This is a genomic window from Acidobacteriota bacterium (assembly GCA_030697165.1).
GTDB lineage: Bacteria > Acidobacteriota > Vicinamibacteria > Vicinamibacterales > UBA2999 > 12-FULL-67-14b.
Genome location: JAUYQQ010000009.1, coordinates 132445 through 148858 on the forward strand (window position 1 = coordinate 132445; position 16414 = coordinate 148858).

General features: G+C 66.1%; 13 protein-coding genes. 8 read left to right on the top strand and 5 right to left on the bottom strand.

The window, feature by feature from the left end; all coding sequences use genetic code 11:
• Window position 1: 1 nt before the first annotated feature.
• Genes secD through tgt form a run of 3 tightly spaced genes read right to left on the bottom strand, consistent with a single transcriptional unit; the run spans window position 2 to window position 3060 of the window.
• Entirely contained in the window at window positions 2–1558 is a 1557-nt protein-coding gene (secD, locus tag Q8T13_08915) for a protein translocase subunit SecD (GenBank protein MDP3717867.1), read from the bottom strand.
• Window positions 1559–1561: 3 nt separating this feature from the next.
• The gene (gene yajC, locus Q8T13_08920) at window positions 1562–1912 is read right to left on the bottom strand and encodes a preprotein translocase subunit YajC (GenBank protein ID MDP3717868.1); all 351 of its coding nucleotides are present in this window, start codon (window positions 1910–1912) and stop codon (window positions 1562–1564) included.
• On the bottom strand, window positions 1909–3060 hold the full coding sequence (gene tgt, locus Q8T13_08925) for a tRNA guanosine(34) transglycosylase Tgt (protein ID MDP3717869.1): 1152 nt from the start codon (window positions 3058–3060) through the stop codon (window positions 1909–1911). Before tgt ends, yajC begins: the two co-directional genes overlap by 4 nt.
• Before the next feature lie 68 nt (window positions 3061–3128).
• Between tgt and Q8T13_08930 the strand changes: the two genes are divergently transcribed.
• Both Q8T13_08930 and Q8T13_08935 read left to right on the top strand, forming a co-directional pair.
• Window positions 3129–4298: a D-alanine--D-alanine ligase family protein gene (locus Q8T13_08930; protein ID MDP3717870.1), complete on the top strand. Its 1170-nt coding sequence runs from the start codon at window positions 3129–3131 to the stop codon at window positions 4296–4298.
• Window positions 4295–5404, top strand: a complete 1110-nt coding sequence (locus Q8T13_08935; GenBank protein ID MDP3717871.1) for a hypothetical protein — start codon at window positions 4295–4297, stop codon at window positions 5402–5404. The genes Q8T13_08930 and Q8T13_08935 overlap by 4 nt, the downstream gene beginning before the upstream one ends.
• Before the next feature lie 661 nt (window positions 5405–6065).
• On the opposite strand, the gene Q8T13_08940 is transcribed toward Q8T13_08935, so the two are convergent.
• Together Q8T13_08940 and menC are read right to left on the bottom strand one after the other, a co-directional pair.
• Window positions 6066–8141, bottom strand: a complete 2076-nt coding sequence (locus Q8T13_08940; GenBank protein MDP3717872.1) for a HEAT repeat domain-containing protein — start codon at window positions 8139–8141, stop codon at window positions 6066–6068.
• Between the two features lie 5 nt (window positions 8142–8146).
• Window positions 8147–9262, bottom strand: a complete 1116-nt coding sequence (gene menC, locus Q8T13_08945; protein ID MDP3717873.1) for an o-succinylbenzoate synthase — start codon at window positions 9260–9262, stop codon at window positions 8147–8149.
• Window positions 9263–9288: 26 nt separating this feature from the next.
• Here menC and Q8T13_08950 point away from each other — a divergent pair, with 26 nt between their 5' ends.
• Genes Q8T13_08950 through Q8T13_08975 form a run of 6 tightly spaced genes read left to right on the top strand, consistent with a single transcriptional unit; the run spans window position 9289 to window position 16386 of the window.
• Entirely contained in the window at window positions 9289–9930 is a 642-nt protein-coding gene (locus Q8T13_08950; protein ID MDP3717874.1) for a deoxynucleoside kinase, read from the top strand.
• A gap of 16 nt (window positions 9931–9946) precedes the next feature.
• Complete coding sequence (gene accD, locus Q8T13_08955) at window positions 9947–10843, top strand: acetyl-CoA carboxylase, carboxyltransferase subunit beta (protein ID MDP3717875.1); 897 nt, start codon at window positions 9947–9949, stop codon at window positions 10841–10843.
• Complete coding sequence (locus tag Q8T13_08960) at window positions 10843–12090, top strand: folylpolyglutamate synthase/dihydrofolate synthase family protein (GenBank protein ID MDP3717876.1); 1248 nt, start codon at window positions 10843–10845, stop codon at window positions 12088–12090. Before accD ends, Q8T13_08960 begins: the two co-directional genes overlap by 1 nt.
• Before the next feature lie 35 nt (window positions 12091–12125).
• Window positions 12126–14408, top strand: coding sequence for a putative LPS assembly protein LptD (locus tag Q8T13_08965; protein ID MDP3717877.1), 2283 nt, complete (start codon window positions 12126–12128; stop codon window positions 14406–14408).
• A 14-nt stretch (window positions 14409–14422) separates the two neighbouring features.
• On the top strand, window positions 14423–15436 hold the full coding sequence (gene rfbB, locus Q8T13_08970; GenBank protein MDP3717878.1) for a dTDP-glucose 4,6-dehydratase: 1014 nt from the start codon (window positions 14423–14425) through the stop codon (window positions 15434–15436).
• Window positions 15436–16386, top strand: a complete 951-nt coding sequence (locus Q8T13_08975) for a GDP-mannose 4,6-dehydratase (protein ID MDP3717879.1) — start codon at window positions 15436–15438, stop codon at window positions 16384–16386. The genes rfbB and Q8T13_08975 overlap by 1 nt, the downstream gene beginning before the upstream one ends.
• Window positions 16387–16414 lie beyond the last annotated feature (28 nt).

The window sequence follows — 16414 nt, forward strand, 5'->3', positions numbered from 1 at the left end:
ACTAAATTGAAAGCTTCGCGACCGCCCGGCGGGACAGGCCCAACTCGAACAGGGTGCGCGAGACGAAGTATGCGGTGAAGACGTTGGTCAAAAGGCCGATGGTCAGCGTCATCGCAAACCCGCGGATCGGACCGGTACCGAACTGGAACAGAAAGGCCGCCGAAATCAGCGAGGCGACGTGCGTGTCGAGAATGGTCAGCAGCACGCGATCGAAGCCCGCCGCCACCGCCTGTTTCACGCCCTTGCCGGAGCGTAACTCCTCCTTGATGCGCTCGAAGATCAGCACATTCGAGTCCACGCCCATGCCGATGGTCAGGATGAAGCCGGCAATGCCGGGCAGCGTCATGGTGGCCCCGACATAGGCCATCAGGCCGAGCAGCAGGGTCAGGTTGATGCTGATCGAGATGAGCGCGTTGATGCCGGCCAGCTTGTAATAGAACAGCATGAACAGCGTCACGATCATCAGGCCGCCAAGGGCGGCGGTCACGCCCGCGCGTACGGAGTCGGCACCAAGCGACGGCCCCACCGTGCGCTCTTCGAGGTAAGTCAGCGACGCCGGCAGCGCGCCGGAGCGCAGTTTCAGGGACAGATCCTGCGATTCCTGGTTCGTGAAGTTGCCGGTGATGCGGCCCTCATCGTCAATCCGCGACTGGATGACCGGCGCCGACTGCACGCGGCCATCGAGCACAATCGCCAACTGGCGGCCAATGTTCGCCTGCGTGAACAGGCCGAACTTGCGCGCCCCCTCGTTGTTCAGCGAGAAGCTGACCGCCGGACGGTTGTTCTCGTCGAGCGTGGGCCGCGCGTTGCGAAGGTCGCGGCCGGTCACCGCCGCCACCCGTCGAATCACGTAGTAGCCGGTGCTGGCGGCCTGGCCCGGGGCGCCCTCGATCACGCCCGGCAGGACCTCCAGGTCGGCGGCGAGGTTGCCGCCAAACGCCTGGCGGGCCGCGGCTTCGTCAGGGAACGGCCCCTGCTCGACCTGCTTCAGCTCCAGCAGCGCCGTCGAGCGGATGATCTCCTTCGCGCGGTTCACGTCGGTGACGCCCGGCAACTGCACCAGGATCTGGTCAGCGCCACTGTGGCGCGCGATGATCGGCTCGGCGACACCCAGTTCGTTCACGCGGCGCTCGATCGTCTGCAGCGCCTGATTGACGGTGTCTTCGCGCAAGTTGACGACCACGTTCGGCTTGAGGGTGAAGGTGTAGCCACCGGCCCCGGACGAACGGTCGTAGTTCACTTCCACTTCGGTCAGCGCGGCGCGAAACGCCGCATCCTGCTCGGCCGGCACGCCGGTCACGCTGAACGAATTGGCGTTGCCCACGGCCACGCCGCCGACGGGGATACTAGCCGTCTTCAGCTGCTCCGCCAGCCGGTCGGCGGTGGTCTGCGTCTCGAGCCTGAGCGCGTCATCGGTCTGGACGCGCATCACCAGGTGCACGCCGCCCTTCAGGTCCAACCCGAGGCGGACCTTTTCGCCCGGCGGGTAGAACGCGAAGATCGACAGCGCGGTAACGCCGAGAATGACAAGGACTTTCCAACGAAGGTTCTTCGACATGGCTTATGTATTCGGGGCTTCGACGACGGGGGGCTGGCCCTGGTAGCCGACGATGGCGGCCTTGGAGATGTCCAGACGAACGTTGGGTGCGACCTGGAGCGACACCACCTGGTCGGTGATCTTGGCAATCGAACCAAACAGTCCGCCCGAGGTGACGACCTTGTCGCCCACCTTCAAGGCTTCGAGGAAGGCCTGGACCTTGGCCTGCTTCTTCTTCATGGGAAGCAGGATCACGAAATAAAAAATCGCGAGTACGAGCGCGAAGGGAATGAGCTGGATGAGCGGGCTGACCTGTTGTCCAGGTGAAGCAGCCAGCGCAAACAAGGGGGCGATTAGGGGATCCGTCGTGGTCATGAAATCAACGCGCGGCGGGCAAAAGTCCGATGGAAACCAAGCCTAAAATCTTCGAACCTGCCGAACGCTATAGCCTCCCTAATCCGCCGCATGGTGTCAAGGTAAAAGCTCAGGTTATGCAACGTGTTAAGGGTGCCTCCGGTCATTTCTCCGGCCATGAAGAGGTGCCGCAAATAGGCCCTGGAAAAGCGCCGGCACGTGTAACACCCGCACGCCGGATCCACCGGGCCGTCGTCTTCGGCAAACTGCGCATTCTTGATGTTCAGTGGCCCTTCGCTAGTGAAGAGCTGGCCGTTTCGCGCGTTGCGGGTCGGCATTACGCAGTCGAACATGTCGATGCCGCGGGCCACCGCCTCCACCAGATCGATCGGGGTGCCGACGCCCATTAAATAGCGTGGCTGGCCGGCCGGAAGAAAGGGCGCCGTCTGCTCGACGATTTGGTACATGGTCTCGTTGGGCTCGCCGACGCTCAGGCCGCCCATGGCGTAGCCTTCAAACCCAATGGATACAGTCAGTTCCGCGCTTTTCTGCCGCAGCTCAGGAAACGTACCGCCCTGGACAATCCCGAACTGGGCTTGGGAAAGTGGACCTGCTCCCCTTTCCTCCCTTTCTTTCGAGTTTCGTAATTCCAGGAACCGGTTCCGGCAGCGCCGGGCCCAGCGGGCTGTCAGTTCCAGGGAGGTATCGATGATCCGCTCGGTTGACGGCAATGCCGGACACTCGTCGAGCACCATGGCGATGTCGGAGCCTAGGTTCGCCTGAATTTCGACCGCCTTCTCAGGGGTCAGCAGGTGCGCGCTGCCGTCGTGGTGCGAGCGGAAATGCACGCCCTGCTCTTCGACCTTGCGGCGGTCGGACAGGCTGAACACCTGGTAGCCGCCGCTGTCGGTCAGCATGGGACGATCCCAGCCAATGAACTTGTGGAGTCCGCCACGGCGTGCGATCAGCTCGTCCCCCGGGCGTAGATAGAGGTGATAGGTGTTGCCCAGGATGATCTCGGCGCCGACCTCCTCCAAGTGCTGAGCGGTGAGTGCTTTGACCGCCCCCTGGGTACCGACGGGCATGAAGGCCGGGGTTTGAATCACGCCGTGGGCGGTCGTGACCAATCCCCGCCGTGCGGCGCCGTCAGTGTGTGTGAGGGTGAACATGGAATAGGACGCCGGGTTGATTTTCGTTTATCCCTCGAAAATCAACCCGGCGTCTTATTATTCCAGTAATGAAGAAGCTGCGCGTGGGTGTCATTTACGGCGGCCGATCCGGCGAGCACGAAGTGTCGGTGACGTCGGCGGCCTCGATTTTCAAGTCGATCGATCGCACGCGCTACGAGCCGGTGCCGATTCGCATCGACAAGGACGGCCGCTGGACGCTGGCCGACCGCGCGCCGGCAGCGTTGTCGGCGGCCGAGGTCATCCAGCAGGCGCGCCTGGCGCAAGCGCGCCCGGTGCGGGCGGGCCGCGATTCGCTGTTTGTCCCCTATCCGTCGGCCGACACGCTAATCACGGTCGAACGGCGAAACTCGGCGGATGGCACCACCCCGGCGGACGTCGAACGCGCGGTGGTCACCGGTCTCGGATTGGACGTGGTGTTTCCCGTGTTGCACGGCCCCTACGGCGAGGACGGCACGGTGCAGGGGCTGCTGGAACTCGCGAACGTGCCGTACGTGGGCCCGGGCGTGCTCGCCTCCGCCGCCGGCATGGACAAGGCCGTGATGAAGGTGTTGTTTGCCGCGGCCGGCCTGCCCGTGGTCGACTCGCGCGCCTTCGTGCGTGCCGAGTGGACGCGCAACCGCGACGGCGTCCTCGCCGGCATTGCGGCGCTCGGCTACCCGGTGTTCGTGAAGCCGGCCAACCTGGGCTCGAGCGTCGGCATCTCCAAGGTGAAAGTCCTCGCCGAGCTGGTGCCTGCCATCGAGGCCGCGCTCGAGTTCGACCGCAAGGTGATTGTCGAGGCCGGCGTCATCAACGCGCGCGAGATTGAATGCGCGGTGCTCGGCAACGACGACCCCGAGTCGTCCGTGCCTGGCGAGATCGTGCCGTCGCGCGAGTTCTACGATTACGAGGCCAAGTACCTGGACGAGGGCTCAAAGAGCCTGATCCCGGCCGACCTGCCCGAGGCCACCGTGGCCGAGGTGCGCCGGCTGAGCATCGCGGCGTTTCGCGCCATCGACGCGGCCGGCCTGGCCCGGGTCGACTTCCTGCTGTCGCGCGACACCGGCGCCATCTACGTCAACGAGATCAACACCATGCCCGGCTTCACGAGCATCAGCATGTACTCGAAGATGTGGGAGGCGAGCGGCATCGGCTACGCGGCGCTGGTCGATCGGTTGATCCAGCTGGCGATCGAGCGCCACGCCGAAAAGCAGAAGCTCCGCACCAGCGCGTTATGAAGCTGCTGGCCGCCACGGTGATTGCGGGGGTCGCGATCATGAACGTGGCGTCCGGCTTTAGCCGGACCGTGCCACAGCCGGCCGCGGTCCGGCTAAAGCCGGACACTACAAGCGTCACCGGCATCACGGCCGCGCCGGTGGTGGCCAGAGCCTACGACCTCATCCTCGATGCTGACTTCGATCGGTTGAAGGCAGAGCTGCCGGCGATCTGCGATCCGTCATCCCAAGGCTTCGCCGAGACAAGCCCGGCGCCGCGGGTGGCCTGCCTGGGCCTTGAAGCGCTCAGCCTGTGGTGGCAGATCCAGTTGGATCCGGAAAGCCGCGCGCTCGACCCGGCGTTCCTGGCCAAGGCCAACGAGGCCATCGCGGAAGCGGAGCGCATGACCAAGGCAGAGCCTAACCGCGCCGAGGCGTGGTTTTACCTGGGCGCCGGCTACGGCGTGCGAGCGCAGTGGCGGGTGCACCGGGTGGACCGCCTGGCGGCGGCGCGCGACGGCAAGCGGATCAAGGAATCGCTCGAGCGCGCCCTGGCGCTGGACCCGGCCATGCACGATGCCGAGTTCGGAATCGGAATGTACCGCTACTACGCCGACGTCGCACCCGCGGTGCTGCGGTTCCTGCGCTGGCTGCTGCTGCTGCCCGGCGGCAACCGCGTCGAGGGCCTGCAGCAGCTCGAGCGCGCGGCCACGCAGGGGCAGCTCGTGAGCGGCGAGGCGCAGTTCCAGATCCACGTGCTGTACCTCTGGTACGAAAACAAGTTCCGCGAGGCGCTGGAACTGGTCAAGGGGCTGCAGCGCCGCTACCCGCGCAACCCGCTGTTCCTTCAGATCGAAGCGGAGATCCTGGATGTCTACTTCCACGATCCCGCGGCGAGCCTCGCCGCGTCGGAACGGTTGCTGGCACTGGCGCGCGGCGGCCAGGTGCACCGGCCGGGGCCGGCCGAGATCGTCGCGCGCCTCAACCTGGCGCGGCAGCTGCGCGCCCTGCGCCGCACCGACGCCGCCATCGCCGTGCTCGACGCGATCATCGCGGCGAAGCCGGCCGCTCCCGCCGGCGCACTCGCACGGGCCGAGCGCATGCGGCGCGAGATCAAGACGCCGGGTTGAAATTCCGAATCGGGCGCGAGGGAATTTCAACCCGGCGTCCTCGACCTACAGATCTGTGCGCGAGCAGCCGAGACGTGTTCTTGAAGGTGTGATCGGATGAGGACGATCGGCCCCTTGTTTGACAATCACAAACGCTTTGTGCTTGACAAGGTGAATTTCTCATCCATAATCTACATCTGGTATGAGGGAGTAAGGCTCAGGCCACTGATTGTGAACACGTAAAAACAATCAGCGGTCGCCATCAGGCAAGAGTCGCCCCCCATCAGGAGAGAACAATGGCGAAGAAGGCAAAGAAGGCGGCCAAGAAGGCCAAGAAGGCCAAGAAGCGCTAGGCCGCTACAGGGGTGGTTCTCAACCAGGACTGCCCCACCCTTTTCACCAAGACCGCGCGCGTGAATAACTCACGTCGCGTAACGAAGCGAAGAACGCCGGCATGGACAAGCCGAGTGCCAGGCGGCAGAGGCAAGTCGTGCAGCGGCAAGGTTCTTACGCATAACCCAACCTGAAGGGGGGGATTACAAATGGCAAAGAAAGCAGCTAAGAAGAAGGCGGCGAAGAAGGCGAAGAAGCGCTAGTCGCTTCGTCAGCCAGAAGATCGAGGGGAGCGCAGACGCTCCCCTTTTTTATTGCTTCTGACTGCAAGATCACCAGATCAAGACATCTACTGCCCGATCCAGCTGACCCCGTCCCAAATCCGAATCCGCTCGATCGTGTCCCACTGCTGCAGGCGGTCGACCACGTCCATGCCGGACAAGACCTGCCCGAACACCGTGTAGCGGCCGTCCAGGTGCGGCTGCGGCGAATGGGTGATGAAGAACTGGCTGCCGCCGGTGTCGGCCCAATCGAGCGCCATGCCCACCGTGCCGCGCAGGTAGGGCCGCTGGTTGAGCTCGTCGCGGATGGTGTAGCCGGGCCCGCCCTCGCCGTCGCCGCGCGGGTCGCCGTCCTGCACCACGAAGTCGGGCACCACGCGGTGCAGCTGCACCCCATTGAAGTAGTTCTTGCGCACCAGGGCAATGAAATTGGCGACCGTCCGAGGCGCATCGAGCACCGCCAGCTCGATCTGGATGGTGCCGCGGCTGGTGTCGATGTACGCAGACGGGGAGTACTGCGGCGACACGAGCGCGGCCACCGCCGCCAACTCGGGCACGATCGGCGGCGGCGCCGGCCGCATGGCCGAGACGTCGGCCGCCGGGTCAATCTTGCGCAGGTGTTCGGCGGCCCGGAGCCGGACCGCCCAATCCCGATCGGCGAGCGCCGCCAACAACAGCGGCCGCGCCGCCGCCGGATCGACCGCGACCAGCGCGTCAAGGGTGGCGGTGCGGGCCACGTAGAGCCCGTCGCGTTGCGCCAGCGTCAGCGCCTCGGCCAGCGCGGCGGCCGCGCCGGGCGCCTTGAGCGTGACCAGCGCGCGCGCCGCGGCCGCGCGCACCACCGGGTCGTCGGCCTTCAGCCGCGCCAGGATCTCGGGAACCGCCGTCGTCGATCCGATCTTGGCCAGCGCGTCGAGCACCGACGGAATCACGCGCTGGTCGCCGTCGCGCAACTGGTTGGTCAGCGGCGCCTCGGCGCGCTCCTTGCCCAGCTCGCCGAGCGTGGTCGCCAGCGCCGCGCGAACCGACCAGTGCGGATCGGGATCGAGTCCTGAGATGGCGCTGATGAAGGTGTCGGTGTCGGTGCGGGCCAGGGCTTGTAGCGCCGCCGCCCGTGCCGACGGCCACGAGGCCGACACCAGGTCGATCAGCAGATCCACCGCGCCGGCGTGACGCAGCTGGCCGAGCGCAACAATGGCTTCGAGCTGAAGGTTCTGGCTCACCTGGGGCGACGTGATCAGCCGCACCAGCACGGCGCCGCCGCGGGTGTCGCCAAGCAGGGCCAGCCCCCGCACGGCCTGGATGCGCACGGCCAGGGGCTCGCCCGCGTTGTCGGCCATGGCGAGCAACGCGGGCCCGGCTTTCTGCTCTTTCAGCACGCCCAGGCCGCGCGCCGCGAAGGCGCGGGTCAACTGGCCCTCGCCCGTCAGCAGGGCCAGCAGGGCCGGCGCCGCGCGCGGGTCGTTGATCCGCTGCAACGCAAACGCGATCGGCCACCAGCGGCTGCGCGCCTGCCCGGTGCCGTCAATGACCGCCGCCGCGAGCGCGTCGAACGAGCCCAGCCGCACCAGCGCGTAGACGCCGAGGCGAACGGCTTCAATCGGCGGCGCCTTGGGCGCTCCCATGTCGTCGGGGTTCAGGCCGTTCAGCACACCCGCGACGGCATGGGCGGCGACCATCGCGCCAATCGCCTGCGCTGCCGGCCGGTGGCCGATCAGCCCCAGGGCTTCAGCCGCGCGCCCCTGAATCGTCGGGTCGGTGCCGGCGAGCGCGGTGGTCAGCGCCGGCGCCGCCGAGCCGTCGCCGACCAGGCCCAGGGCGAACGCCGCCATCTGGCGCACTTCGGCGTCCCGGTCGTTTTCGAGCAGCGTCACCAGGGGCGGCACCGCCTCGGGCAGTCGCACGCGGCCGGCCGCCAGCGCCGCGCGCCGCCGCACCCGCGCTTCGCCGTCCTGCATCAGGACCAGCAGGTCGCCGCCACCGCCGCGCAGCTGGCGCTCGTCCTCGAGCTGCAGGATCCACCGCATCTTCTGGTCGAAGGCGGTGAGCGGCGTGGTCGCCGTGACCTGCGGCGCCGCCGCGGGGGCGCACGCGCCGGCGGCGAGCAACGCGACAAGCGCGACGAGCGCGCGGGGAGACTGCAATCGCATCATAGGGATAAGTGCCGCAACGTCGCCTGGTCAATCCGATCGCGAACGATGTTCACGCCAATACCGGGTCCGGTCGGCACGGCGATGGTGCCGTCGGGGCCGATGTCGATGGCCGGTTCAATGAGGTCCGCCTGGTAGTAACGCCTGCTGGCCGAGATATCGCCCGGCAGGGTGAAGTTCGGCAGGCTCGCGAGGTGGAGGTTGTGGGCGCGGCCGATGCCGCTTTCGAGCATGCCGCCGTGCCACACCGGGATGCCGTTGGCCGCGCACAAATCGTGCAACTCGATCGACGCGCGATGGCCGCCGACGCGGCCCGGCTTGATGTTGATGATCCGGCACGCCTTTGCCGCGATCGCGTCGCGGGCAATCCGCACGGTGTGAATGGACTCGTCGAGGCAGACCGGCGTCTTGATCTGCTGCTGCAGCACCGCGTGATCCATCACATCGTCGTAGTCGAGCGGCTGCTCGACGAGCAGCAGGTTGTACGGATCCAGGCGGGCCAGCAGGTCGGTGTCGGCCAGCGAGTATGCGGCGTTGGCATCGACCTGCAGCGGGATGTCGCCGAACCTGGTGCGAATGCGGTCCACGGCTTCGATGTCCCAGCCCGGCTTGATCTTGATCTTGATGCGTTGGTATCCCGCCGCGAGTTCGCGCTCGACCTTGTCGAGCAGCTGGTCGTAGGAATCCTGGATGCCGATGGAGACACCCGACGCGATGCGATCGCGGGTGCCGCCCAGCACCTGCGAGAGCGGCTGCCCGATGCTGCGGGCGTAGAGGTCCCACGCCGCCATCTCGACGGCGGCCTTGGCCATGTTGTGGCCGCGAATGCGGTGCAGCGCCGGGAACACGTCGCGCGGGTGCGCGAAGGCCTGGCCGAGCATCAGCGGCGCGATGAAGCCTTCGATGATGTGCCAGACCGTTTCGGTGGTCTCGCTGCTGTAGTAGGGATTGGCCTCGGCCACCGATTCGCCCCAGCCTTCGTGCTGCTTTCCGCCGTGCTCGCCGGCAACGCGGACCAGCACGAACGTGCGGTCGTAGGATCGGCCGAAGCTCGTCTCGAAGAAATGGACCAGCGGCAGGCGGCACAGGAACAACTCGATCTTCTCGATCTTCACGCCTACAAACTATACTCGCCAGCGCAGTGGCCTTTCACTATCTCGCCATCGAAGGCCCAATCGGGGTAGGCAAGACGCGGCTGGCCGAGCGGCTGGCGGCCCGGCTCGAGGCCACGACCATTCTCGAGGACACCGAGAACCCGTTTCTTGCCGACTTCTATGCCGACCGGCCGGGCTCCGCGCTCCAGGCCCAGCTCTTCTATCTGCTGAACCGCCACCGCCAGCTGACCAGCAAGCGGCAGGCCGACCTGTTCCTGCAAACCATCGTCTGCGACTACGTCTTCGACAAGGACAAGATTTTCGCCTACCTGAACCTCGACGATAACGAGCTGTTCATCTACCAGCGGCTGTTCGACCTGCTGGCCAAAGACGTGCCGCCGCCCGACCTGGTGGTATATCTCCAGGCACCCACCGAACTGCTGATGAAGCGCCTGCGGTCGCAGGAACCGGACCCCGACGGCGTCGCGGCGCCGGTGCCGGACGAGGGCTACATCCGGGAACTGAACGAGGCCTACCAGCACTTCTTCTTCCACTACTCGGCGACCCCGCTGCTCGTGGTGGAGACCTCCGAGTTCGACCCCGAATCAGACGATGCCGCGCTCGATGAGTTGGTGAGGCAGATCAAGGGGATGGGCAAGGGGACGCGCTACTACGTCGCCCGGAAGTGAGCTAAGCTGATCCGATATGGCTTGGTTCAAGAAGGCCCGCAAGCCCATTGCCACGCCCGAAAAGTCCAGCCGCGTCCCCGAAGGCCTGTGGGTGAAGTGTCCGGAATGCGACACCATCATCTACACCAAGGACCTGGTCAAGAACCTCCACGTCTGCGGCAAGTGCGGGCACCACTTCCGGCTGTCGGCTACCGAACGCCTCAAGTCGCTGTTTGACGACGAGCGGTGGGAAGAGCTGGCGCCCAACCTGACCTCGAACGACCCGCTCAAGTTCACCGACACCAAGCCTTACAAGTCGCGGCTGGCCAACACTCAGAAGGCCACCGGCCAGAAGGACGCCGTGATCGTGGGCGTCGGCCGCATCAACGGCCTCGAAACGGTCGTCGCCTCGATGGAGTACAGCTTCATCGGCGGTTCGATGGGCGTGGTGGTCGGCGAGAAGATCGTGCGCGGCATCGAGATGGCGCTCGAGCGCCGCGCGCCGGTGATCATTGTCTCGTGCTCGGGCGGCGCGCGCATGATGGAAGGCGCGTTGTCGTTGATGCAGATGGCCAAGATCTCGGCGGCGCTGGCGCGGCTCGATCGCGCCGGGCTGCCCTACATCTCGCTGCTGACCGACCCGACGACCGGCGGCGTGACCGCCAGCTTCGCCATGCTGGGCGATCTCAACATCGCCGAGCCCAAGGCGCTGATTGGCTTTGCCGGTCCGCGCGTGATCGAGCAGACCATTCGCCAGAAGCTGCCCGACGGCTTCCAGCGCAGCGAGTTCCTGCTTGAACGGGGCATGCTCGACCTGGTCATCGATCGGCGCGAGCTGAAGGCGACGCTCGAGAAGACGCTGCGGTTCATGAGCTCGAGCATCCCCCAAATATCGAGCACTCCTGTCAGCCATAGCGCGAAGCGCGACGGCTGATGACCTCTCTCGAACGGCTGTTTGCGCTCGAACAGTTCGGCATCAAGCTCGGCCTCGATAACATCCGCGCCATTCTCGCGGCGCTCGACCACCCGGAACGGGCGTGGCGGTCGGTGCATGTCGCCGGGACCAACGGCAAGGGCTCGGTGGTTGCGATGGTCGAGCGCGGCCTGCGCGCGGCCGGGCTGAAGACTGGCCGCTACACCTCACCACACCTGAACGTCGTCGAAGAACGGGTGGCCATCGACGGCGAGCCGGTCGATCGGCAGACCTTCGCGGCGGCGACGGCCGTGGTGTTCGACGCGGTGGACCGGGCCACGAGCGCCGGCACGCTGACCGTCGTACCCACCTTTTTCGAGGTCTCAACCGCGGTCGCCTTCGAGATTTTCCGCCAGTGCCGGGTGGACGTCGCCGTCGTCGAGGTCGGGCTGGGCGGCCGCTACGACGCCACCAACGTGTTGTCTCCCGAGGTGACGGCCATCACGTCGATTGCGTTCGATCACGAACGGCACCTGGGCTCCACGCTGTCGCAGATCGCGTTCGAGAAGGCCGGCATTGCCAAGCCCGACACGCCGCTGGTGATCGGCCGGTTGCCCGGCGAGGCGGCGCGCCGCATTGCGACCGACGCCGCTGCGGTGGGGGCTCCGCTGATCGACGCGCACGCCACCACCACCGATCGGACCTATCCCCCGCTCAAGCTCGCGCTGCCCGGCCGCCACCAGCTAGAGAATGCCGCGGTGGCGGTCGCCATTCTCGAAACCTGGTCGGCGCGGGTCTCGTTCGTCCCGACCGAGGCCGTCGTCACCGGCCTGACCGATTGCCAGTGGCCGGCGCGCCTCGAGTGGCTGCGGCTGCCAGGCGGCGAGTTGCTGGTGGATGCGGCGCACAACCCGGCCGGTGCGACGGCGCTGGCCATGTATCTGAAGGACACGAACCTGGCACCGCTGCCGATCGTGCTGGCGGTCATGGAGGACAAGGATCTGACCGGCATGGTGCAGCCCTTGCTGGCCGTAGCCGAGTCGTTCGTCGCCACCACGGTGCCGTACTCGCGCGCGCGCACGGCCGACGGCCTGGCGTCGGCGCTGCGGGTGCTGGCGCCCAGGTTGAGCGTCGAGGCCGAGCCCGATGCCGAGGCCGCGGTAGCTCGCGCCCTGTCGCGGGCCAACCGTGCGGTGGCCGCCGGATCGATCTACCTGATCGGTCCATTGCGCGCGCGCCTGATCGCCAAGGGCGCAAGCTCGCGATAAGCGGGACGCTACATCTGGTATTCTCGACTTCACTCGTGCGGTTGCGCCTTCCCATCTTCCTCGTCTGCGCCGTCCTGCTGTTTCCACGCCTGGCTGCAGCCCAGATTCCCCTTCCCGGCTGGAGCACCAAGCAGGACTCGGCGGAACGGCTCGACGCCGACCGCTGGCGCTTGATGCGCGACGTCGAGATCGAGGGCGAGGCGGGCACCGCGAACGCCGGCCAGAAGTTCTTTGCCGACGAGCTCGAGGTCAACATCCGGACCGGCGAGTTCACCGCGCGCGGCAACGTCGTGCTGCAGACACCGACCTCGCGCATTGCCGGCGACTCGGCAGTCTTCAGCAGCCGGACCAAGCTCGGCACGTTCACCAATGCCATGGGCATTGCCCAACTCGGCGAGCGCGGCCGGCAGAACCAGAGCATGTTCGGCACCATGGAGCCCGACGTGTACTTCTACGGCGCGGAAATCGCGAAGGTCGGCGCCGACAAGTACCGGATCGTCAAGGGCGGCTTCACCACCTGCGTGCAGCCGACGCCGCGATGGGAAATCGTCAGCGGCCGCGCCACCGTCAACCTGAACGACTACGTGGTGATGAAGAACGCCGTGATCCGGGTCAAGGATGTCCCGGTGTTCTACCTGCCGATCATCTACTACCCGATCCAGGAAGACGATCGCGCGACCGGGTTCCTGCTGCCGATGTACAGCTCGGCCACCTACACCGGTTCGTCGATCAGCAACGCCTTCTTCTGGGCAATTAATCGCAGCCAGGACCTGACGCTGTTCCACGACTTGTTCTTCACCGGCAGCACCGGTGTCGGGACCGAGTATCGCTACCTGCTGGGGCCGACGGCGCAGGGCAACTTTCGCGCCTACTGGCTCGACGAGAAAGAGGCGATCGTCAACGGCGTGAAACGGCCGGCGCGCCAGAGCCAGCTCTTCACCGGCGGCCTGAGCCAGGGGTTGCCGCTCGGCTTGTCGGCGCGCGCCAACATCAATTACTCGACCGACATCACCACCCAGCAACTGCACAGCAACAATTTCTACGATGCGACGACCAGCCGCCGCACCGTGACCGGCGGCGTGACCGGGGCGTGGGGCGGGCTCAGCATGAACTCCGTGTACACCCGCAACGAGTACTTCTATAACGCCACCGATTCGCAGATCGACGGCAGTGCGCCGGGCCTGGCCATCTCATACAGCGGCCGCAAGTTGCCGCTGCTGCCGGCCTATTTCTCGCTGACGGCGGATGCCGGGCACATCCTGTACATCGGCAAGACACCGACCGTCACGGTTGACAAGAGTCTGAACAAGGTTGACGTGGTGCCGGCGCTGCGGGCGCCACTGAGCACGCTGCCGTTCCTGACCGTCAACGCCACCGCGGCCTACCGCACCACCTACTTCAGCGAGAGCCTCGCCGGCGATGGCCGGACCCAAATCGAAGAGGCGGTGACGCGGCAGTACGCCGACTTGCGCGCCGACATCGTCGGGCCCGTGTTCTCGCGCGTGTTCAACCCCAACAACGCGTTTGCCGAGCGCCTGAAGCACATCATCGAGCCGAACTTTTCGATCCAGCGGCGCACCAAGATCGCGGACCAGTCGCGCATCCCGCAAGTGGGCGGCGCCTACGACACCATCATCGGCGGCACCACGACGCTCACCTATGGCCTGGCCAACCGCCTGCTGGTGAGAAAGCCGGCGGTCGCGGGCGAGCAGGCGGGATCGCCGCAGGAGCTGCTGAACGTCGCGATCCGCCAGAGCTACTACAGCGACGACACGGCGAGCCAGTTCGACCCGGCCTACGGCAACAACCGGGGCCGTCCGCCCAGCCCGTTTTCGCCGATCACGCTGTCGGCCAGGGCCATGCCGAGCCTGCCGGCCTCGCTCGACTTCCGGCTCGACTACGACCCGCGCAGCGAGGCCGAGTTCAGGATCATGGGCTACGGCCTGAATGGCGTCTATCGCACGAACCTGATCGAGACCACCGCCGGCTGGAGCAAGCAGAACTACGGCAACGCGCGCGACGGCCGTTCGAACAATAACCTCCAGCAAAGCACCCAGCTGCGCTTCGCCGGCGGCAAGTACGGCGGCACCGTGTCGTTCTACTACGACATCGCGCGGTCGATGCTCAACAACCACCGCTACATCGCGTTCTACAACGCCCAGTGCTGCGGCATTTCGTTCGAGTACATGGCCTACAACTACGCCCAGAGCACCAACCTGCCGATCAACCAGAACCGCCGGTTCAACATGTCGTTCACGCTGGCCGGCGTCGGCTCGTTTTCAAACTTCTTCGGGGCATTCGGCGGCGGAACGTATTAAGATCGTCGGCTGTCATGGTTAAAGTCCTCGTCACCGGCGGCGCCGGGTTCATCGGCAGTAATTTCGTGCGCTACGCGTTGCAAACGCATGCGGACTGGCACGTTACCAATCTCGACAAGCTGACCTACGCCGGCCGCAGGGAAAACCTGCACGACGTGATGGATGACCCGCGGCACAGCTTCGTGCACGGCGACATCTGCGACGCCGCGGTGGCCGGCCCGCTGGTCGAGGCCGCCGACTACGTGGTGCATTTCGCCGCCGAGACGCACGTCGACCGCTCGATCATGGCAGCGGGCGACTTCATCAAGACCGACGTCGAAGGCTCGTTCGTGCTGCTCGAAGCCGCGCGCCGCAACCCCGGCCTGAAGCGCTTCATCCAGATTTCAACCGACGAGGTCTACGGCAGCGTGCCGGAAGGCTCGAGCACCGAGACCGACGAGTTGAAGCCGCGCAACCCATACGCGGCCAGCAAGGCCGGCGCGGATCGCCTGGCCTATAGCTACTGGGCCACCCACGACGTCCCGGTGATCGTGACCCGGGCCTCGAACAACTACGGGCCGTACCAGTTTCCCGAAAAGATCCTGCCGCTGTTTGTGACCAACCTCGCCGACAACATCCCGGTGCCGCTCTACGGCGACGGCGGCAACATCCGCGACTGGCTGCACGTGCTCGACCACTGCCGCGCGCTCGACCTGCTGCTGCACACCGGCACCAACGGCGAGGTCTACAACATTGGCGGCGGCAACGAGGTCAAGAACCTCGACCTCACGCACGCCGTGCTGAAGCTGATGGGCAAGGGCACGGAGCTGATCAAGCCGGTCGCCGACCGCAAGGGCCACGACCGCCGCTACAGCCTCGGGACGAAGAAGCTCGAGGGCATGGGCTGGCAGCCGCAAGTGCCGTTCGAGCAAGGGCTGGCCGAGACCGTCGCGTGGTACCAGGCCAACGAGTGGTGGTGGCGGCCGATCAAGGAACGCGATCCCGGCTACCAGGCGTATCTCGAAGCGCAGTACGGCAAGCGCGGCTGATGCCGGCACCAATCCTCGTCACCGGCGCGGCGGGGTTTGTCGGCAGCCACCTGCTGGAGCTGCTCGGCCGCGAGGCCACCGAGATCGTCGCCTGGCAACGGCCGGGCACCGAACCTCTCGTCGCCGGCAACGGCGTGCGCTGGACCATGGTGGAGATGCTCGACCGGGACGCGGTTCGAGCGGCGCTGAGGACGACCCAGCCCGGCGCGATCTACCACCTCGCCGGCCTTCCCCATGTTGGCGATTCGTGGGCCAAGATCCGCGACACATTCGAAGGCAACGTGCTCGCCTCCCACTATTTGTTCGACGGCCTGCGGCGCGAGGGCCTGAAGCCGCGCGTGCTCATCACCAGTACCGCCTTCGTCTATCAGCCGGTCGATCGCGCGCTGCGGGAGTCCGACGCGGTCTGTCCAAACAGCCCATACGGTACCAGCAAGCTGGCCCAGGAAATGGTGGCGATGCGCGCCTGGCAGGACGATGGGATACCGGGACTGGTGGCCAGAGCCTTCAACCACATTGGCCCGCGCCAGTCTCCCTCGTTCGTGGCGCCAGGCATCGCGAAGCAGATTGCGGCGATCGAGGCCGGACACGCGGAACCCGTCCTCAAGATGGGCAACCTCGAGTCTCGCCGTGACCTGATGGACGTGCGCGATACCGTCAAGGCCTATCGAGCCATGATGGCGTCGGCGACGCCGGGCATTCCCTACAACGTGTCATCTGGCACGTCGGTGGTGATCAAGGACCTGGTTGATCTCTTCATCAGTCGCGCAAAGGTCCCGCTCCGCATCGAGCAGGACCCCGCGAAGTTTCGGCCGGTGGACACGGCATTTCTCCAGGGCGACCACACCAGGCTGACGACTGATACAGGCTGGACTCCGCTGATCCCGTTCGCTCAGACGGTTGAGGATCTGCTGACCTACTGGCGCGGCCAGGCCACGAAACAGGGTTGACAGGCGAATAAAAGGCGAAATAATGGTC